Here is a 20,430-nt window from a genome sequence, read left to right as displayed (position 1 = left end):
CTGCGGCACGATGGCCAGGCCGGCCCCGCGGACGACCATGCGCAACGCTGCGTCGAAGCCGTCGGCGCGGATGCGAATCTGCAGGCGGGAGCCCAGATGCAGCGCTTGTTCTTCCAGGTAAATCGCCAGGGCGCTGTTGCTGTTCAGGCCCACGTAGTCGTGCGCCAGGGTATCGCTGAAGCTTGGCGAGCCTAGCTCCGCGAGGGGGTGATCGGGGGGCATGATCAATACCAGCGGGTCGTCGCGAAACGGGCGGGTTTGCAGGTCGGTGCTGTCCACGGCATCCGAGACAATGCCCAGGTCCGCCGCGCCCTGGCGTAGCGCATGGGTGATGCGCGAACTGGGCAGTTCCTGCAGGTCGATGTCCAGATTGGGATGGCTGAGCAAAAAGTCTGCGAGCAACTCCGGCAGGTATTCACTCATCGCCGTGGTGTTGCACAACAATCGGACTTGCCCTTTGACGCCCTTGGCATACTCGGCCAGCTCCTGTTGCAGGTGTTCGGCCTGTTGCAGCAGGAGCCGGGCGTGCCTTGCCAAGGCTTTGCCGGCAGCGGTGGGGGTGACTCCGCGTCGACCGCGCAGCAGGAAATCCACACCCAGGGACGACTCCATGGCGCGGATCCGGGCACTCGCCGCCGCCAGGGATAAATGACTGCGGGCCGCGCCGGCGGTGATGTTGCCGCTGTCGAGGATGTTCAGATAGAGGCGCAGGTCGGTGAGGTCGAAGTGCATGGTGAGTCCATAGAGGTGTGTTGTTCGGTCTGCCGCCTTCGCGGGCAAGCCCACCCTCACAGGTCCTAGGTGTTGCCTGATCTTGAGCATGGCGCCTAACCCTGTGGGAGCGGGCTTGCCCGCGAAAGCGCCGGCTGCCACAACCGGGAACCTAGCCTCAGTCACAGCAAGAGGCACCCTCAGTATAAGCCAGCTTTTCAAGCCCCTTGCCCAGCCCCACGATAGACCCGTGAATAATCTGACTGCGTTCTATCAACACCTCGGCCTAGCCCTGTCAATCATGGTCATTGCCACCTTCCTGCTGGCCGGCATGATCAAGGGCGTGATCGGCCTCGGCCTACCCACTATCGCCATGGGCTTGCTTGGCCTGGCTATGGCTCCGTCGCAGGCTGCCGCGCTGTTGATCATTCCCGCGACGTTGACCAACCTCTGGCAGCTGGCATTCGGCGGGCATTTGCGGGAGCTGATCAGACGCTTGTGGCCGATGCTCCTGGCGATCTTCCTCGGCACCGGGGCGGGCACGCTGTGGGTCGGTATGGCTGGCGGGCACTGGGTGGTGCGAGGATTGGGCGCGGCATTGCTACTCTACGCGTTGAGCGGTTTGTTGCTGCCCACCTTGCCAGTCGGTAGCCGCGCTGAACGCTGGCTCGGCCCGCTGTGCGGTGTTTTGACCGGAGTAATCACTTCGGCCACGGGCGTATTCGTGATTCCGGCGGTGCCCTATCTGCAGGCACTGGGCTTGAACAAGGACCAGTTGGTGCAGGCACTGGGCCTGTCATTCACCGTCTCGACCCTGGCCTTGGCCGCCGGCCTGTTCTGGCGTGGCGCCCTCGGCGGGGGCGAACTGGGCGCATCGCTGCTGGCGCTGATCCCGGCAGTGGCCGGTATGTTGCTGGGGCAATGGCTGCGCCAGCGCATCAGCGCCACCTTGTTCAAACGGGTGTTTTTCATCGGCCTCGGTGTGCTGGGCGGCCACTTGCTGATCAGCGGCTAGGGGATGAGGGGCTGAGTATTTCGATGGCACGAATCTCGAAATCCCGTTCCAGATACTCCATGCGCGCTTCGCGAAACTGCTGCATGTGCGGCAGGTTCGAGTGCACGTCGAGGTGGGCCTGGGACTGCCAGATTTCAAAGAAGATAAACAGCGTCGGGTCCTGTTTGTCCCGCAACATGTGGTACTCGATGCAACCCGGTTCGGCGCGACTGGCTTGCACGTAGGCACTGAACAGCGCTTCGAACGCGGCAGATTTTTCCGGGCGGGTCTTGGCGTGCTGGATGAAGCCCGGAATGTCACTCATCAGCAAATTTCCTCAAATTAGGAGATCGCACTCCAAAGCAACAATAGGCATTCGATTCGTGCTTGTGGGTCAAATGAGTTTTGTCATATCAGGGCTTATACCGCGCGAAGCGGGTCGATACCCTGCAGCCATCGAATTCAAACCTTCCGAGACCTTCATGAAAAAAGTCCTGTTGCTCAATGGCGGTAAAAAGTTTGCCCACTCCGAGGGTCGCTACAACGCCACTCTGCACGAAACTGCGCTGAGCGTTTTGGATCGCGGTGGCATGGACGTGAAAACCACGTTCATTGACGAGGGCTACGATGTCGCCGAAGAAGTGGTTAAATTCCTCTGGGCCGATGTGATCATTTATCAGATGCCAGGCTGGTGGATGGGCGCGCCCTGGACCGTCAAGAAATACATCGACGAAGTCTTTACCGAAGGCCATGGCAGCCTCTACGCCAGCGACGGCCGCACCCGCTCCGATGCCTCGCAGAAGTACGGCAGCGGGGGGCTGGTCCATGGCAAGCAATACCTGTTGTCCCTGACCTGGAATGCTCCACAGCAGGCGTTTGATGACCCGACCGACTTCTTTGAAGCCAAAGGCGTGGACGCGGTGTATTTCCCATTCCATAAGGCCAACGAGTTCCTCGGCATGACCAGCCTCCCAACCTTCCTCTGCGTTGACGTCATGAAACGCCCGAACATCGAAGCCGACATCGCGCGTTATGAGCGGCATCTGACCGAGGTGTTTGGCCTGTCTGTCTAGGATTTCAGGCTACTATCGGACGCAAACGCCTAAAAGATCGCAGCCAGCTCCTACAGAGTTCGTCTTTCATTGTAGGAGCTGGCGCAGGTTGCGATCTTGGCGATAGATGCCACGCTGATTGTGCAAAGAGGACACCCGTGAAAGCCAGATCCGACGAACTGCAGATTTTCGTCTGCGTGATTGAATGCGGATCGATCTCCGCTGCCGCCGAGCAGGTGGGGCAAACGCCTTCGGCGGTCAGTCGCACGTTGTCGCGGTTGGAGGCCAAGCTTGAGACCACGCTGATCAACCGCACCACCCGGCGCATGGACCTGACGGAAGAGGGCAAGTATTTCTTCGAGCAGGCCAAGCTGATTCTCGACCAGATGGACCAACTGGAAGAACGCCTGACCTCCCGCCAGCAAACGCCGTCCGGGCGACTGCGGATCAACGCGGCCTCTCCCTTCATGCTGCACGCCATCGTGCCGCACATTGACGAATTCCGCCGGCTCTACCCGGATATCCACTTGGAGCTCAACAGCAACGACCTGATCATCGACCTGCTCGAACAAAGCACTGACATCGCCATCCGCATTGGCCCGCTAGCTGACTCGACACTGCACGCGCGCTCCCTGGGTTGCAGCCCGCTGCACATTGTCGCCAGCCCGGCTTATCTGGAGCAGCACGGTACGCCGGCTGCTGTGGCGGATCTGACCGCACACACCTTGCTCGGCTTCACCCAGAACGAGGGCCTCAACCAGTGGCCGTTGCGCTACATACATGGGGACCGCTGGCCAATCCAGGCCAGCATCAGCGCCTCCAGTGGCGAAACGATTCGCCATCTGGCGCTGGAGGGGCAGGGCATCGCCTGCCTGTCGCACTTTATGACCATCGAGGACATTCGCGCCGGTCACCTGCAGGTTCTACTGGAGGATTTCAACAGTGGTTATCGCCAGCCGATCAACGCGGTGTACTACCGCAACTCGCAGCTCGCCCTGCGCATTCAGTGCTTTCTCGACTTCATCCAGGGGAAACTGGCGGCGTATGCAGATGCGCAGTTCAACGGCTGATTCGTGACTCCCGCGCAAGGCTGATTTGGGTGGCAGCGCCTGTTTCCCGAGGGGAGGGTGCTCAATACTGGACCCATCACTTATTCACGCAGGGAGTTTCTCCATGAGCGTATTCATCACCGGCGCTGCGTCCGGGGGGCAACCCCGCGCCCACCCTGGACCCGTGTCGCGCACATATTTCGCGTCCGGCGAAGATTCCTGTGGGCGTCGGCTTACCCGCGATGGTGATTCCGACCGTCCGAAAGTAGCCTGATATCCCCCAAACCCGTAACATCCCACCCTCTTTCCCGGCCACGCCCCTGCGGCCCGTATTTTTGGGTATTTCATGAAACCACAACGTCTGCGCGCCGATATCCTGGCCGGACTCACCACCTCGTTCGCCTTGCTCCCCGAATGCATCGCCTTTGCCCTGGTAGCCCATCTCAACCCGCTGATGGGGCTTTACGGTGCGTTTATCATCTGCACCCTGACTGCGCTTTTCGGAGGTCGGCCAGGCATGGTGTCGGGGGCGGCAGGCTCGATGGCTGTAGTGATCGTCGCACTGGTGGTGCAACACGGCGTGCAATACCTGCTGGCCACCGTCCTGCTGGGCGGCCTGATCATGTTGGCGTTCGGGCTGCTTAAGCTGGGCAAGCTGGTGCGCATGGTGCCGCACCCGGTGATGCTCGGTTTCGTCAACGGTCTGGCAATCATCATCGCCCTGGCGCAACTCGAACACTTCAAGAGTGGCGAAACCTGGCTCAAGGGTGCGCCGCTGTACATCATGATCGGCCTGGTGGCCGTCACCATGGCCATCGTTTACCTGCTGCCACGCCTGACCCGTACCGTGCCGCCAGCGCTGGTGGCGATTCTCGGCGTGGGCCTGGCGGTGTTCCTGCTGGGCCTGCCGACCCGCACCCTCGGCGACATGGCGCACATCGCCGGTGGCCTGCCGACGTTCGCCTTGCCCGAGATTCCGTGGAGCCTGGAGACCCTGCGCATCATCGCCCCCTACGCGATCCTGATGGCGCTGGTCGGCCTGCTGGAAACCCTGCTGACCCTCAACCTCACCGACGAAATCACCGAGAGCCGTGGCTACCCCGATCGCGAGTGCGTGGCGCTGGGGGCGGCCAACATGGTCTCCGGGGTTTTCGGCGGCATGGGTGGCTGCGCGATGATCGGTCAGACCGTGATCAACCTCAGCTCCGGCGGACGTGGTCGTCTGTCCGGCGTGGTGGCCGGGGTGATGATCCTGCTGTTCGTGCTGTTCCTGTCGCCGCTGATCGAGCGCATCCCGCTGGCGGCGTTGGTCGGGGTGATGTTCGTGGTGTCACAGCAAACATTCGCCTGGGCATCGCTGCGAGTGCTCAACAAGGTGCCGCTGAACGACGTGCTGGTGATTGTCGCGGTCACTGTGATCACGGTGTTCACCGACCTGGCAACGGCCGTGCTTTGCGGCATCATCATCGCGGCGCTTAACTTCGCCTGGCAACAGGCGCGCGAGCTGTATGCCGATGCGCATATCGAGCCCGACGGCAGCAAGCTGTATCACCTGCATGGCACGCTGTTCTTCGCCTCGACCACGCCTTTTCTCAACCAGTTCGATACGGCCCGCGACCCCGATGTAGTGACAATCGACTGCCGCCACCTGAGCTTCGTCGACTACTCGGCCATTGCCGCACTCATGACCCTGCGCGAGCGCTACGCCAAGGCCGGCAAACACCTGCGGGTGCTGCACCTGTCCGAACGCTGCAAAAAACTGCTCAAGCGCGCCCGGGTGAATCACGACTGACTGACCGCTGATTGTTCCCGCGCGGCGCGTGGGAACGACACCCGCAACGGGCGGCAGCGTCAGCCTAGATCCGCACTGCGGTGAACCTGCCGAAACTCCCCAGGTGGCATTCCCCTACGGCTCTTGAACGTCCGATGAAACGACCGGGCTTCGGTAAACCCCAGGTACTGCGCAATATCCTGAATCGGCAGGGTACTGTTCAGCAGATAGTGCTCAGCCAGTTCCTGGCGCAGGTCATCGAGAATCTGTTGATACGAAGTGCCTGCCTGATGCAGCTGGCGTTGCAGTGTGCGCACGGACACGGTGAACTGTTCGGCCACCTGTTCCTTGCGCGGCAATCCCTCCTTGAGCAACTGGCGCAGGATGCCCTTGACCCGCTGCTGCAGCGACGCATCCTCCAGGGTGGCCATCAACCCCAGCGCATGTTCTTCCAGGGTGCGCAGCAGTTGTGCATCGGCCTGGCGTAGCGGCAGTTGCAGGTAGGGCAGCGGCACAATCAGCGCCGAGTAGGGCTGCTCAAACATCACCGGGCAGTCGAAGAACTCCTCGTACTGTGCCTGCGTAGTTTCGTCCGGGTGTGCGTGCTCAAGCCAGACGGCGGCCGGCGACAGCTGGGTGTCGGCAATCCAGCGCGCGTATTGCAGCCAGGAGCCGAGCACATTTTCTACCAGGTGTCGGCGAATGCGCGGGCGTTGGTGGCGGCAGGTCCAGATCAGGTGCACGTGTGCGTTCTGGACCTCGGCACGGCTGACGCCCATGTCGCCGACCAGTTTTTCGAACGGCATGATGCGGCTCATGGCATCGCCCAGGGTCGCGCAGTTCATGGTGATATAACCCAGCACGCTCCAGGAGTTGGGCAGCACGAAACGCGCCGAGTTGAGACCGAACAGCGGGTCACCCGAGTGTGCGCAGAAGTAGTCGAGCAGTCGCTCATGGACCTCGCCCGGCAACCGCAGGCTATTGTCGCTCAACTGTTGCGCCTGCAACCCGGCAGCCGCCAGCGCAGGCTCGGTGGCGACACCCAGTTGTTCGGCATAACGCAGGTATTTGAGCAGCGGCGGAACCGAAGTGAAGCCCAGGGATTGCATGACCGTGTTCCTTTGATCAAGGCCCGCATGTGCGGATGAATACCCTGAAAGGTAGTGTGAAACCACCGCTAAAGTAAATGGCCTGTCCTTGCGCGGTGTTTGACTCAATTGGCTACTCGAAGTGGCCGGATGCGACCGTGACACTTTTGGTGGGCTGGCTAGTATGGGTGTCTGAAATATTACTTATAAGAACCGCAAAAGGACACACGCATGCGACGCTGGAACGGCTGGGGAGAGGCAACCACGGTGGTCGAGTTACCGGCCCAGGGCGCGGGATTTCTCGCCGCACGGCTGGGCGCCGGGCGTGTACTGCCTGATGCAACCCTCGAAGAGGCGCTGGCCAGGGTACCGGCTTCGCGACTGGCGGCGCACGGGCTGTACAGCGTCGAGCCGCATGATCGCCTGCTGCATGCCCGGGGTCAGAGCCTGCCAGACTGGCTGGCCTTGCGCGAAGGGGCGCCAGGGCTCTATCCCGACGCCGTGGCTTTTCCGGACAGTGCCACGCAGATCCGCCAGCTGCTGGCGCTCGCCCAGACCCAGGACCTGTGCCTGATCCCCTACGGCGGCGGCACCTCGGTGGCCGGGCATATCAATCCACCGAGCTCGGCGCGACCGGTGGTGACGGTCTCCCTGGCCCGGATGAATCGCTTGCTGGACCTGGACGAGCAGAGTCTGCTGGCCACCTTCGGCCCCGGTGCCACTGGTCCGCAGGTGGAAAGTCAGTTGCGCGCCCGGGGTTACACCCTGGGGCATTTTCCGCAGTCGTGGGAGCTATCGACCCTGGGCGGCTGGGTCGCCAGCCGGTCCAGTGGCCAGCAGTCGCTGCGCTACGGGCGAATCGAGCAGCTGTTCGCCGGCGGCACTCTGGAAACCTTCGCCGGGCCTCTGGAAATCGCCACCTTTCCGGCCTCGGCGGCCGGTCCCGATCTGCGTGAGGTGGTGCTGGGCTGTGAGGGGCGCTTCGGCATCATTTCCGAGGTCAAGGTGCGGGTCAGTGCGCTGCCTGCCGATGAGCGTTTCTACGGCGTGTTCCTGCCCGACTGGGCGCAGGCGCTGCAGGCGATCCGCCAGTTGGCCCAGGCGCGTGTGCCGCTGTCGATGCTGCGCCTGTCCAATGCGCTGGAAACCGAAACCCAGCTCGCGCTGGCCGGTCACCCTCAGCAGATCGCCTGGCTGGAAAAATACCTCGCTCTGCGGGGAGCCGGCGTCGGCAAATGCATGCTCACGTTCGGTGTCACCGGCAATCGTCGACAGAACGCGTTGTCCCTCAGTCAGGCTCGCCAGCATCTGAAGGCCTTCGGCGGAGTCTTCACCGGCACCTTGCTCGGCAAGAAATGGGCGCAAAACCGTTTCCGTTTTCCCTACCTGCGCGAGAACCTGTGGAACGCCGGTTATGTGGTGGACACCCTGGAAACCGCGACCGACTGGAGCAATGTCGACAACCTGCTCGGGCGCATCGAGAACAGTCTGCGTGCGGCCCTGGCGGCCGAGGGTGAGCAGGTGCACGTGTTCACCCACCTGTCCCATGTGTATGGCGAAGGTTCGAGCATCTACACCACCTACGTGTTTCGTCCGGCGGCGGATTACCCGGCAACACTGGCGCGTTGGCAGGCGCTCAAGCAGGCGGCCAGTCAGACCATCGTCGACAACGGCGGCACCATCAGTCACCAGCATGGGGTGGGCAAGGACCACGCGCAGTATCTGCTGCGGGAGAAAGGTGCCCTGGCGATGGACGCCTTACAGGCGTTGAGCCGGCATTTCGATCCGGCCGGGCGGCTCAACCCTGGCACGTTGCTGCAGGAGTGACGGCGATGAGCCCGGACTGGAATTGCGCGTGGCGAGAGGCTGTGCTGCCGACCCTGGCGGATGAGACCTGGGACCTGGTTGTCATCGGTGGCGGGATCAGCGGCGCTGGCATTGTGCGTGAGGCCGCGCGCCGTGGCTGGCGCTGCTTGTTGCTGGAGCAGCGCGACTTCGCCTGGGGCACCTCCAGCCGTTCTTCGAAAATGGTCCATGGCGGCTTACGTTACATCGCCAAGGGCCAGTGGCGCCTGACCCGTGATTCGGTTCGCGAGCGCCAGCGCCTGCTTGATGAAGCGCCAGGGTTGGTGGAGCCCATGAGTTTCATGATGCCGCATTACCGCGGCGGTTTTCCCGGCCCGCGACTGATGGGTGGTTTATTGACCGTGTATGACGCGCTGGCCGGGAGGCGAAATCATCGTTTCCATGACGCGCAGCAGCTGAGGTATATGGCGCCGGGAGTGAAAGAAGAAGATTTGCTGGGCGGCACCGGTTTTGTCGATGCGCTGACCGATGACGCCCGGCTGGTGATGCGTGTCCTGGCCGAGGCACGCGCCGACGGCGCGGTAGTACTCAACGGCCTGCGAGTCGAGCAATTGCTGCGCGAAGATGGGCGGGTATGCGGGGTGCAGGTCGAAGACTGTGAAGGCGGGGCAGGGCTGCAGCTGCGCTGTCGCGTCCTGGCGGTGGCGACCGGTGCCTGGGCTGAACGTCTACGCCCGCCTGATCATGCGCTTCAGTTGCGTCCGTTGCGCGGAAGTCATCTGTTGCTGCCCGGGTGGCGTTTGCCGGTGGCCCAGGCGTTCACTTTTTTGCACCACGGCGACCGCCGCCCGGTGTTTGTTTTTCCGTGGGAAGGCGCCACCGTAGTGGGCACCACGGACCTGGATCATCACGACGACCTGGACCTGAGTGCAAGCATCAGTGCCGAGGAACTCGACTACCTGCTGGCGGCCTGCACCCAGCAGTTTCCCCGCGCCGGGGTGGTTGCCGCCGATGTGCTGTCGACCTGGTCCGGCGTTCGCCCGGTGGTGGGCGAGGCGGCAGGCGAGCAGCAAGTTAAACCATCGAATGAAACCCGTGAGCATGTGCTGTGGAAAGAGCCCGGTTGCGTGACGCTGGCGGGCGGCAAGCTGACTACTTTTCGCCCCCAGGCCATTGAAGTGCTCAAGGCCTGCGCGCTCATGCTCGGGCGTCCACTGAGTGATGACGGCGCGCCGGTGTTTGCCGCCGTGCCATTCCTGGCGATCCCGGGGCTCGGTCGCCACCAGTGGCGGCGGTTGGCCGGGCGTCACGGTCGAGCCTTGCCCAGACTTGCGCAATTGCTCGAACAGTTGGGCCACGACACTGTTGGCGCCACAGACACCTTGTGGGCGGAACTGGCGGTGGCCTGTGACACTGAAATGGTCCTGCACCTGGATGACTTGCTGTTGCGCCGCACCCGTCTGGGGCTGTTGCTGCCCTGCGGCGGCGAGGAGTATCTGCCTGCCATTCGTCAGCTGTGCCAGCCCCGGCTGGGCTGGGATGACGCACGTTGGCAGCAGGAGGAACAGCTGTACCGGGCATTGTGGCGACGGCATCACGGTCTGCCTTGAAACAGCCGTCACGATTTGCGCAATTTCACGGATATGCAGGTACACATGCCCATTGAAGAGAGCTCCATGGACAACCACCCGAACAAACGTTACCTGCTGGCCATCGACAATGGAACCCAAAGCGTACGGGCGCTGTTGTTCGATCTTCAAGGCAATCTGCTGGGCAAAGGCAAGGTCGACCTGCAAGCTTACTACTCGACCCAGCCTGGTTGGGCCGAGCAGGATCCAGATTATTACTGGGCGAAGCTGGGTGAAGCCTGCCAGCTGTTATGGGCGCAGACCGGTATCGATCGTGCACAGATTGCCGGTGTCTCCCTGACGACCCAGCGCGGTACGTTGATCAACGTCGACGCTCAGGGCAATCCGTTGCGCCCGGCCATTCTGTGGCTCGACCAGCGCCAGACGGAGGTCGAAGGCGGCATCAAGGGGCGTTGGGGATGGTTGTTCAAACTGGTGGGCGCCCAGGCCACCGTGGACTATTTTCGCGCCCAGGCCGAGGCTAACTGGATCGCCCACCACCAACCTGAAGTGTGGGCCAAGACCGAAAAGTTTTTACTGCTCTCGGGGTTTCTCACCCATCGCCTATGCGGGCGCTTTGTCGATTCAGTGGGCGGCTGCGTCGGTTATCTGCCCTTCGACTTCAAGCGCCTGCGCTGGGCGGCTCCTTCCGACTGGAAATGGCAGGCCCTGGCGGTGCGCCCCGAGCAACTGCCCAGCCTGCTCAAGCCCGGCGAAACCCTGGGCTACATCAGCGCCAACGCCAGCCGTCACACGGGCATTCCCGAAGGACTGCCGTTGATTGCCGCCGGTGCCGACAAGGCCTGCGAAGTGGTGGGTGCCGGCGTGGTCGATTCCAGCACGGTGTGCCTGTCCTACGGCACCACGGCGACCATTACCAGCACCCGTTCGCGCTACCTGGAAATCGTCCCGCTGATCCCTCCCTATCCGGCGGCCGTACCCGATCACTACAACTGCGAAGTGATGATCTACCGCGGTTACTGGATGGTCAGCTGGTTCAAGAATGAGTTCGGCCTGCGGGAAATGCAGCAGGCCAGGGAGCAGGGAGTGGAGCCGGAGCAACTGTTCGATGCGTTGGTCAATGCAGTGCCTGCGGGCTCTATGGGACTGATGCTGCAACCGTACTGGTCGCCCGGAATCCGCGAGCCTGGAGTCGAAGCCAAAGGCGCAATGATCGGCTTCGGCGACGTGCACACCCGCGCGCATATTTATAGGGCGATCCTCGAAGGTCTGGCTTACGCCTTGCGTCAAGGCATGGAGAGCATCGAGAAACGCTCGAAAGTCTCCATCAAGCGCTTGCGAATCGCCGGCGGTGGTTCCCAGAGCGATGCGGCGATGCAGCTAACGGCGGACATTTTCGGCCTGCCTGCCGAGCGTCCGCATGTGTACGAGGCCTCCGGTCTTGGCGCTGCCATTTGCTGCGCCGTAGGGCTTGGACTGCACGCGGACTTTCCCACGGCTACGGCGGCGATGACCCGGGTCGGCACGGTATTCATGCCCCAGGCCGAGGCGCATCAGATCTACGAGCGCCTGTACAAGGAGGTGTACCTGCGCATGTATCGTCAGTTGAAACCGTTGTACCAAAGCATTCGCGAGATTACGGGTTACCCGGCTTGATTGGTTGCCCACTGCAATACCTGTGTTCAAACCGCCAAAATCCATGGCGCTATCGGAGAACTTTTTTGGCCAGATCGGACAGTGCCACACCCCAGTGCGGTTGTTAGGCTCATCCCCACTGTCTATCCAATAAGAAACCCGAGCAATGAAGCTGCCATTTATCCTGCTGGTGCTCTGTGTCACGGCCCCGCCAGCCTGGGGCTGGTCCAATCACACAGTGGGCAGCTACCTGGCGCTGCAAGAGTTGCCCGCTTTGCGCGAAGCCCCACCGGTGGAAGTCGAACCCCTGGAACAATTCCTAGCCCAGCAGTACCACGCGGTGACCGAGTTGCTCGATGAACAGGAGCGGTTCGCCCGTCAGCACTTCGCCCGATACCCGCCGCGTCCCGACAGCCTGAAACTGCCCGCCGAACCCGGGCACAATCTGCGACAGGCATTCCTCACCGCGCTGCGCATCAACCCGCAGATTTACCTGGCGATGGCCATCCAGCCGCTGCCGGGTCGCGACCTGCCCGAACGCGAACACCTGAAGGCCAACCAGGTGATGGTTGAACAGACCCTCTCGCCCTGGAATCGCCAGCGCTTTATCCACGTGCTGACCGGCGAAAAACTGCCGCCCCTGGCGGTGCTGGCCAGCGCCGCCGACGAACCGGATTATGGCCACGACATCAATCTGTTCAGCGACAACCCTGGCGAGGTCGGCGGGCGCTACGGCTTCGGCCCGCAGCCTTTTGGCGACTCACGTTTTCAATACAGCTCCCAGGCTGCCTTCCACATGGGCTTCTTCCATGAGAGCCCGGTGGTGTACGCCGCTGCCGGTTTTCTGCAGCGCAGTTGGCCGCACTGGCGCGCTTACCAATACATGGGACTGGCGCGCCTGGCCTTCGCGACGGGGCATTCGTATTGGGGTTACCGCTTCCTTGGCTGGGGCCTGCACCACATACAGGACCTGACCCAGCCCTATCACGCCAAGCCACTGCCCGGCGCCGGGCTGGCCAGTTTGCTGCTGATGGAAGGCAAGGCACTGGCGGGTTTCGACAGCGACAAACACGCCGCCATCCAGCGCGTCGCAACCCGGCACATGGAGGTCGAAAAGTATCAATCCGCCTGGCTGCGGCGGCTACTGAAAGCCGGAGAACCGCACCCGATGATTGCGGCATACGCCAGGCTCGCTGAAGACGCCGATTACCCGCCGTACTCGGTGGACTACCTGCGTGAAGTGGTCAGTGCCCAGGCCGTCGCCGAGTCCGCAGCCTTTGATGAGGCCATCGAACAATGGCTAGCGACTGCCCCGGCCACCAGCGATTTCAGCGCCAGCAATCAGGTCTCGCGCGAAGACTACGACCACCCGCAACTCAACCGGCAGCTGTTGCAGTTGCTGGGGCATTTTGGCGCGCACAGCCGGATTTATGTCAGGGCGGGTTTGGCACCCTAACCATCGCGGCGAAGTTGCCCGCACACCAAAACAACAAAATCAGGGAAGGAGAAGCTGACCATGAGGATGCGCTTACAACTGTCTGGCGCGGGCATCACCGGAGCAAGCCTGGCAGGGCTGCTGCAACTGTGCGCGGTGGACGCGGTACAGGCCGTGGAATTCAGTGTGCTCGACCAGCAGGTCACCGGTTCGTTTGACAGTACTTTGTCTTATGGCCGTTTGTGGCGGGTCCAGGGGCGGAACAGGAGCAACGACGACGTCAATACCAACGACGGCAATCGCAACTTCGATACCGGGCTGGTTTCCGAGGTGTACAAGATCACTTCCGAGCTTGAGGCCAACTACCAGAACTACGGTTTGTTCATGCGCGGCACCGCGTTCTATGACACCCAGCTGATGGATAAGCGCAACGATTACTATCGCAACAACAGTCCTTCACAACCGAGCCAGAGTTATCCCCAGGACGACCACTTCACCGACCAGACCCGCGACATTGCCGGTAGCCGGGTGGAAATGCTCGACGCCTACGTGTACGGCAACTGGGACGTGGCGTCGATGCCGGTGACCGGGCGCCTCGGGCGCCAGGTGTTCAACTGGGGGGAAGGCATTTTCTATCGGGGCGGGATCAACACCACCAATCCGGTAGATGCCGCCAAGTACCGCTTACCCGGTGCCGAGGTCAAGGAAGTGCTGATCCCGATCGAGGCGATAAGCTTCAACATCGGCCTGTCCGACACCCTGACCCTGGAGAGTTTCTACCAGACCAACTGGAAAGAAACCCGCATCGATCCAGTCGGCACCTTCTACTCCCAGACTGACCTGTTCGCCGATGGCGGCAACACCGCCTACAACAATTTCACCGGCACCGCGCTGGATACACCGGTGCCAGGTTTCGGCAACGTGATCGACCTGTACAGCGCGCTGGGTAATAACCCGTTGCTCAACCAGGCGCTGGGCACTACCGGCCTGTACGCCAACGGCGTGACTCCGGCCTTCGGCAACACCCTAAAGGTGGCGTCGGTCGGCAAGGACTACAACGCCCGCAACGACGGGCAGTTCGGCTTCGCCTTTCGCTACATCGCCGAGCAGCTCAACAGCACCGAGTTCGGGCTGTACATGGTCAACTATCACGCCAAGGAGCCGACCATCTCCGCCAACCTCGGTGGTTACCAGGGCATCGACATGGACGCCCTGACCAATCTGCTCGCCGGAGTCGCCGGCAGTCAGGCCGGGCAACTGGCCAACGGCCTGGCGACAGCAGACGTGCTGGGTAATATCCAGGCGAATCGGCGCTACGCCGAAGACATTCGCATGTACGGCTTGAGCTTCAACACCACCGTGGGCCAGGCGTCGGTGTTCGGTGAAGTGGCTTATCGGCCGAACCTGCCCATCGGCGTCGCCGCAACCAACGACCTGATCGGCGACTTGGCCAACGGCGCTGCTGCGGCGGCTGCCGGGCAGACTATCAACATCGGCGGGCAGATGGTGCAGCTCGACAGCCAGATCAACAACGGCGAGCGCGTGGAAGCGTTCAATACCTCGTTGGGAACGATCTACAACTTTGGCCCGAGCCTGTCGTTCGACTCGATGTTCGGCGTGTTCGAACTGGCATCCGAGCACTTGCGTGGCAGCAACCTGCAATACACCGCCTATGACGGCAGCACGCGTTATTACGCCGGTACCGGCAACTATTCCTACGTGTCCGGCGGCGATCGAGGCGACCAGGTCAACCGCAACTCCTACAGCTACACCGCCATGTTCAACGGCACCTGGAACGATGTGTATGCCGGGGTCAACGTCTCGCCCTATGTCGTCTACAAGGATGATTTCAAGGGCAACAGCTACCAGGCCGGCAACACCATCGAAGGGCGCAAAGCCTACACCCTGGGGATCAAGGCCAACTACCAGAACAGGCTCGAAGCCGAGCTGCAGTACACCGAGTTCTACGGCGGTGGCCAGAACAACGGCATTCGTGACCGCGACAACGTCGGCTTCAACCTCAAGTACTTCCTGTGACTGCCCGGTACCGGTAAGCGCACTCAATGGTGGGAGCGAGCCTGCTGCGATGGGTACAGCACAGTCAACACAGATGTCGCCTGAAACATCGATATCGCGAGCAGGCTCACTCCCGCAGAGTTTCTATTTTGGAGAATGTCCATGTTTCATACGTCACGACTGATCAAGACCACGCTGGCACTGTTACTAGGCCTGGCCGCCGGTAGCACGCTGGCGGCGATCACGCCTCAGGAAGCGCAACAACTGAAAACCACTCTGACGCCCCTCGGCGCCGAGCGTGCCGGTAACGCGGCCGGGACCATTCCGGCCTGGGATGGCGGAATTACCCAGCCGCCCAAGGGCTACAAACCCGGCGAGCATCACTCCGACCCTTACGCAACGGACAAGCCACTGTTCACCATCACCAAGGCCAACCTCGAACAGTACAAAGCGCACCTCAGTGCCGGTCAGGTCGCGCTGTTCAACAGCTACCCGGACACCTTCCAGATGCCGGTGTACACCAGCCGTCGCTCAGGCTCGGCGCCCCAGTGGCTCTACGACAATACGTTCAAGAACGCCACCAGCGCTAAGCTGCTCGACGGCGGTACCGGCTTTGCCGATGCCTATGGCGGCGTGCCATTCCCGGTGCCCAAGGATGGTGTCGAAGCGTTGTGGAACCACATTACCCGCTATCGCGGGATCTACGTGGTCCGTCGCGCATCCGAAGCGCCGGTGCAGCGCAATGGCAGTTTTGCGCTGGTGACCTCGCAACAGGAAGGGCTGTTCAACTACTACCGCCCGGGCGGGCAGTTCGCCGATCTGAAAAACATCCTGTTCTACTACTTGGCCTTCGTGAAGAGCCCGGCCCGGCTGGCGGGGGGGGCGGCACTGATCCACGAGACTCTGGACCAGCTCAAAGACCCGCGTCAGGCCTGGATCTACGATGCCGGCCAGCGACGTGTGCGCCGGGCACCGAATCTGGCTTACGACACACCGATTGCCTCGTCGGACGGCCTGCGCACGGCGGACGACACGGACTTGTTCAACGGCTCCCCGGACCGCTACGACTGGAAGCTCAAGGGCAAGCAGGAGATCTATATCCCCTACAACAGCTACAAAGTCGGTAGCCCGCAGGTGAAGTACGCAGACTTGCTCACCCCCGGTCACCTCAACCCGCAGTACACCCGTTACGAACTGCACCGGGTGTGGGTCGTGGAAGGTATGCTCAAACCTGGCTCGCGGCACATCTATTCCAAACGAGTGCTGTTCCTCGATGAAGACAGCTGGGGCGCTGCGCTGGTGGATCAGTACGACGGCCGAGGGGAGTTGTGGCGGGTGTCGATGGGCTACCTGAAGAACTTCTACGACCTGCCCACCACCTGGAGCGCGCTGGACGTGTTCCACGACCTGCAGGCGCGCCGTTACTACGTGCAGAACCTGGATAACGAAGAGCCACAGACCGTGGACTTCTCCCAGCCAGTGCCCGAAGACGCCTATTTCATGCCATCAGCGCTGCGCCAGCGCGGGACGCGGTGACTACAGATTAATCTATAGGCAGAGTTAGACCCCCTTTGTCGGAACGACGAAGGGGGGCAATCACCGCAGACCTGTGATTAAACGCGAAAGTGGCTCACCAACATCTGCAACTGGCCACCCAACCGTGCCAGTTCGACACTGGACTTGGCCGTCTCGTCGCTGGCGGCGGCGGTCTGTTCCGATACGTCGCGCACGTTGACGATGCTGCGGCTGATCTCCTCGGCCACGGCGCTTTGCTGTTCGGCAGCAGCGGCGATCTGCTGGTTCATCGACTGGATGTTCGACACCGTGCGGGTGATGTTCTCCAGGGACAGGCCAGCCTTGCGGGTCAGGGCGACACTGCTGTCGGTCAGGGTGCGGCTGTTGTTCATCACCGTTGATACCCGTTGGGTGCCGTTCTGCAAACCGGCCACCAGGCCTTCGATTTCCTCGGTGGATTTCTGCGTGCGCTGGGCCAGCCCGCGGACTTCATCGGCGACCACCGCAAATCCGCGACCCGCTTCACCGGCACGAGCTGCCTCAATGGCAGCGTTGAGGGCGAGCAGATTGGTCTGCTCGGCGACGGCCTTGATTACGTCCATGACGCTGCCGATCTTGTCGCTTTCCTGTTGCAGCACACTCATGGCTTCGGTGGAACGCGCCACTTCGCTGGCCAGGCGTTCGATCTGCACAATGGCTTCGTTGACCACCTTGTCGCCTTCGCGCGCTTCGCCATCAGCAGCGGCGGCTGCTTGCGAAGCCTGTTCGGCATTGCGCGCCACTTCCTGCACAGTCGCCGTCATCTCATGCATGGCGGTGGCCACCTGATCGGTTTCGATCTTCTGGCTGTTGACGCCGGCGCTGGTTTGCTCGGTTACTGCGGAGAGCTCTTCAGCAGCGCTGGCAATCTGCGTGACGCCATCGCGGATGCCGCTGATCAGGTCACGCAGGGTCACGCCCATGCGCGCGATGCCTTGTTGCAATACGCCCAGTTCATCGCGACGAGTCACCTTGATGTCCTGGGACAGATCGCCACCGGCGATGCGCTCGACCACCGCGAGGGTTTCACGCAGCGGGCAGGTGATCTGTCGGGTGATGAGTACGGCGGCAATGATGCCCACCAGCAACGCCAGCAAGGTGCTGATCAATTGCAGAGTGCGCGCTTGTGCGCTTTCGATGTCGCGGCGGTTGAGCTGAATTTGATACAGCTGATCGCTCAGGGACACGATGGCCGCGCCCTGGTCGGTCATTTCCTTGCGCGCCTGAACCGCTTCATTGCTGGCATTCTTGTAGGCCTGCAAAGCGCTGCGATAGTTGCCCAGCGCTGTTTCCAGCTGACGCAATGCGTCGAGCTGAGTGTCGGCGAAATACACGTTTAGCGGTTTCAGGCTGGCAATCGCGGAGCCCAGTTGGCTGAGCGCTTTTTGCTCGGTCTCGGCATTGGTGGTGGCGGTGTAGCCACGCACTTCGTAACGAGCCAACAGGAATGCTTCCTTGGCCGCAGTGATGGCCTGGAACTGTTCAAAGCGCTGATCGCTGATCGGCATTTGCTGCACGCCGGTGTTGATGGCGTTGATCAGCGAATTGGCGGTTTCGGCGTTGGCGCCCATCACGTCGCGGGCGCTGTTGCCAGAGCGGTAGGCGCTGCGCATCTTGTTCAGGGACGCTTTGTAGGCGTCGATCTGAGCGCCTTGCTCCCGGAGCAGCTTGAGGTTGTCCGGGCTCTTGAACTGCACCAGCAACGCCTGTTGCTGGGCGGAGAACGCATCGAGGGTGGTCTGCACATTCTGCGCAGCGGTTTCGTCGCCGTTGGTCAGCATGTATTGCAGGCGCACTACTCGCAGCTTGGTCAGGCCAGCGTTGAGTTGGGTGATGTCACTCATCCAGTTACTGCGGTCAATCAACCCGCCCAGGCTCGTCCAGCCGGTCAGGGCGAGGACGCAGGTCAGTGCCAGGACCAGGCCAAACCCCAGACCCAATTTCAGGTTCACACTGATGTTGCCGAACCAGCTATTCATCACAATTCCTCCAGGAACGTTGTGTTTCTTGATCGTCGTTAGGCTGGAAGATTGTTGTTTTTGAGAGCCAGCAAAAATGGGTAGCAGGGGGATATCGGCAGCTGGCTTGTTAACTGAAGATCAAACGAGGCTGCGATCTTTTCTTAATCTATTTTTCACAACCGTTTCACTCCCTGCCAACGTGCCACTCTCTAACCTCGCGGCAGAAAATGAAGGCGATGGGTGCCGGCGAGGCGGCTAAATATGGAATTAAGACTGAATCTGTTGGGGATAAAGCGCTCGATTGATCGGCGCTGGCTGACCCGCTATCGAAATACTGTCGTGGTCCTGGCCTCTGCCCTGCTGGTCATCCCGTTGACCCTCTGGTTGTTGGCGCCAGCCGCAGTGCCGGACCTGGCCCATGGCAACGCTGCTGGCGCCCGGGCATTGCTCGCCGGCTGGGCCAAGGGCGACATGATCGTCCTGGTGCGCCACGTAGAACGTTGCGATCATTCCAACGCCGCTTGCCTGAGCGGCGACGAGGGCATCACCGCGCGCTCACGCAGTGTTGCGGTGGGCGTCGGCGCGCAGTTTGAACAGTTGGGTCTGGACAAGGCGGATGTCTACAACAGCCCGACGCTGCGTACGGCGCAGACGGCCGGGTACATGTTCAACAAAGTGGGTGCTGGTGAAGAGTGGTTGGTCAATTGCCGGGGCACCATGTTGCAGGATGCCTTGATGCACAAAGTACCGGGTCGCAACCTGATTTTGGTCACTCACAGCGAATGCATGGCGCAACTGGAAAAAGACCTTAAGCTGCCCGTTTCGACGCTCGGTTACGGTGCGTCGCTGTTCATCTCTGCCCAAGCCTTTACCGTCCCGCGTATGCTGGGCTTCGTTGAAGCGTCCGACTGGCGCTCGGTGACCACCCAATGAGCCGATCCATGCGCTTCTATGCCTTTAATTTTGGTATCCCGCTGGCCCTGGCGGTCGTGGTGTTCCTGCTGTTCGACCTGACCAGGATCGACATCGCCTTCAATGATCTTTTTTATGACCCGGTCACCCGCACCTTTCCGCTGGACCATGTCCACCTGTTCGAAAAAATCACCCACAAATGGGCACGCATCATTCCCAACTGGACCGGCGAAATCGCGATCATCGGCGCGTTGCTGTCCTTTTTATGGCCACGTCTGAAGGCTGAAAAGCATTCGAAACTCATTGGCTTCCTGGAAAAAATCAAGCTGGCTCCGGTGCTGCGATTTGCGACGAAGCACCGTCGGGATTTTTTGTATGTGGTGTTCGCGTTTTCCATCAGCACCGGCGTCATCCACTATCTCAAGGGTCACACCAGCGTGTATTGCCCGATTGAAACCACCCAGTACGGCGGTAAGATCGAGCACAAAGAGTGGTATCAGAACTTCGACCTGCTGAAAGTCGCGGGTGACGGGCGCTGCTGGCCAGGCGGGCATGCCTCGGGTGGTTTCACCATGTTGGCGCTGTACTTCGTGGCGCGTCGTTATCGCTGGCGCTATTCCAAGGCGCTGATGTACGGCTCGCTGGCGTTGGGTTTTGTCTACGGCACCACACGAGTCCTGCAAGGGTGGCACTACATGTCCCACACCTTTTGGGCCGGGATCTTTGTGTGGCTGGCCTGTCTGCTGACGGCGCTGGCGTTTTACGGCCGCGCGCGATTGGAGGTCCCCGTGACGCAGGCGCCATTGCAAGCAACTGATGGGGCGCTATCGCGAGCAGGCTCGCTCCCACAGTAGATG

Annotated in this window: 16 protein-coding genes and 1 pseudogene; 12 read left to right on the top strand and 5 right to left on the bottom strand. The window is 61.5% G+C overall.

Annotated features, from left to right (window positions below; translation table 11 throughout):
- A partial coding sequence (locus L9059_RS17590; RefSeq protein WP_247292232.1) for a LysR substrate-binding domain-containing protein occupies positions 1 to 732 on the bottom strand: 732 nt, incomplete at its 3' end.
- A 229-nt stretch (positions 733 to 961) separates the two neighbouring features.
- Here L9059_RS17590 and L9059_RS17585 point away from each other — a divergent pair.
- Positions 962 to 1,726, top strand: coding sequence for a sulfite exporter TauE/SafE family protein (locus tag L9059_RS17585; RefSeq protein ID WP_247292231.1), 765 nt, complete (start codon positions 962 to 964; stop codon positions 1,724 to 1,726).
- On the opposite strand, the gene L9059_RS17580 is transcribed toward L9059_RS17585, so the two are convergent.
- Entirely contained in the window at positions 1,716 to 2,030 is a 315-nt protein-coding gene (locus L9059_RS17580) for a putative quinol monooxygenase (RefSeq protein ID WP_247292230.1), read from the bottom strand. The two genes, L9059_RS17585 and L9059_RS17580, sit on opposite strands and share 11 nt — an antisense overlap.
- A gap of 157 nt (positions 2,031 to 2,187) precedes the next feature.
- Between L9059_RS17580 and mdaB the strand changes: the two genes are divergently transcribed.
- The 3 genes from mdaB (at position 2,188) to L9059_RS17565 (ending at position 5,598) form a co-directional block, all read left to right on the top strand.
- A complete protein-coding gene (gene mdaB / locus L9059_RS17575) occupies positions 2,188 to 2,778 on the top strand; it encodes an NADPH:quinone oxidoreductase MdaB (protein ID WP_247292229.1) in 591 nt (196 codons plus the stop codon).
- A 137-nt stretch (positions 2,779 to 2,915) separates the two neighbouring features.
- On the top strand, positions 2,916 to 3,827 hold the full coding sequence (locus L9059_RS17570; protein ID WP_247292228.1) for a LysR substrate-binding domain-containing protein: 912 nt from the start codon (positions 2,916 to 2,918) through the stop codon (positions 3,825 to 3,827).
- A 325-nt stretch (positions 3,828 to 4,152) separates the two neighbouring features.
- The gene (locus L9059_RS17565) at positions 4,153 to 5,598 is read left to right on the top strand and encodes a SulP family inorganic anion transporter (RefSeq protein WP_247292227.1); all 1,446 of its coding nucleotides are present in this window, start codon (positions 4,153 to 4,155) and stop codon (positions 5,596 to 5,598) included.
- 59 nt (positions 5,599 to 5,657) lie between these two features.
- Here L9059_RS17565 and gliR read toward each other — a convergent pair whose 3' ends face one another.
- Positions 5,658 to 6,686 (bottom strand): AraC family transcriptional regulator GliR, encoded by a 1,029-nt coding sequence (gliR, locus tag L9059_RS17560; protein ID WP_247292226.1) that lies wholly within the window; start codon positions 6,684 to 6,686, stop codon positions 5,658 to 5,660.
- A 210-nt stretch (positions 6,687 to 6,896) separates the two neighbouring features.
- On the opposite strand from gliR, the gene L9059_RS17555 reads away from it, so the two are divergent.
- The 6 genes from L9059_RS17555 (at position 6,897) to L9059_RS17530 (ending at position 16,682) form a co-directional block, all read left to right on the top strand.
- Positions 6,897 to 8,492, top strand: a complete 1,596-nt coding sequence (locus L9059_RS17555) for an FAD-binding oxidoreductase (protein ID WP_247292225.1) — start codon at positions 6,897 to 6,899, stop codon at positions 8,490 to 8,492.
- Between the two features lie 5 nt (positions 8,493 to 8,497).
- On the top strand, positions 8,498 to 10,081 hold the full coding sequence (locus L9059_RS17550; protein ID WP_247292224.1) for a glycerol-3-phosphate dehydrogenase/oxidase: 1,584 nt from the start codon (positions 8,498 to 8,500) through the stop codon (positions 10,079 to 10,081).
- A gap of 66 nt (positions 10,082 to 10,147) precedes the next feature.
- Positions 10,148 to 11,716 (top strand): FGGY-family carbohydrate kinase, encoded by a 1,569-nt coding sequence (locus L9059_RS17545; protein ID WP_247292235.1) that lies wholly within the window; start codon positions 10,148 to 10,150, stop codon positions 11,714 to 11,716.
- 145 nt (positions 11,717 to 11,861) lie between these two features.
- Positions 11,862 to 13,151, top strand: a complete 1,290-nt coding sequence (locus L9059_RS17540; protein WP_247292223.1) for a phospholipase C/P1 nuclease family protein — start codon at positions 11,862 to 11,864, stop codon at positions 13,149 to 13,151.
- 60 nt (positions 13,152 to 13,211) lie between these two features.
- Complete coding sequence (locus tag L9059_RS17535) at positions 13,212 to 15,167, top strand: DUF1302 domain-containing protein (RefSeq protein WP_247292222.1); 1,956 nt, start codon at positions 13,212 to 13,214, stop codon at positions 15,165 to 15,167.
- Between the two features lie 141 nt (positions 15,168 to 15,308).
- A complete protein-coding gene (locus tag L9059_RS17530) occupies positions 15,309 to 16,682 on the top strand; it encodes a DUF1329 domain-containing protein (RefSeq protein WP_247292221.1) in 1,374 nt (457 codons plus the stop codon).
- A gap of 77 nt (positions 16,683 to 16,759) precedes the next feature.
- On the opposite strand, the gene L9059_RS31020 is transcribed toward L9059_RS17530, so the two are convergent.
- Positions 16,760 to 17,464, bottom strand: coding sequence for a methyl-accepting chemotaxis protein (locus L9059_RS31020; RefSeq protein WP_428480282.1), 705 nt, complete (start codon positions 17,462 to 17,464; stop codon positions 16,760 to 16,762).
- Positions 17,465 to 17,665: 201 nt separating this feature from the next.
- Positions 17,666 to 18,544, bottom strand: a pseudogene (locus L9059_RS31015) (methyl-accepting chemotaxis protein); the annotation flags it as partial.
- Positions 18,545 to 18,922: 378 nt separating this feature from the next.
- Here L9059_RS31015 and pmrG point away from each other — a divergent pair.
- Together pmrG and L9059_RS17515 are read left to right on the top strand one after the other, a co-directional pair.
- Entirely contained in the window at positions 18,923 to 19,594 is a 672-nt protein-coding gene (gene pmrG / locus L9059_RS17520; RefSeq protein ID WP_247292219.1) for a lipopolysaccharide core heptose(II)-phosphate phosphatase PmrG, read from the top strand.
- On the top strand, positions 19,591 to 20,427 hold the full coding sequence (locus L9059_RS17515; RefSeq protein ID WP_247292218.1) for a phosphatase PAP2 family protein: 837 nt from the start codon (positions 19,591 to 19,593) through the stop codon (positions 20,425 to 20,427). The genes pmrG and L9059_RS17515 overlap by 4 nt, the downstream gene beginning before the upstream one ends.
- Positions 20,428 to 20,430 lie beyond the last annotated feature (3 nt).

Origin of the sequence: Pseudomonas violetae (genome assembly GCF_023072615.1) — a bacterium.
Taxonomy (GTDB): domain Bacteria; phylum Pseudomonadota; class Gammaproteobacteria; order Pseudomonadales; family Pseudomonadaceae; genus Aquipseudomonas; species Aquipseudomonas violetae.
Note: the sequence above shows the minus strand (reverse complement) of the source record. Positions and strands in the feature narration are given on the sequence as shown.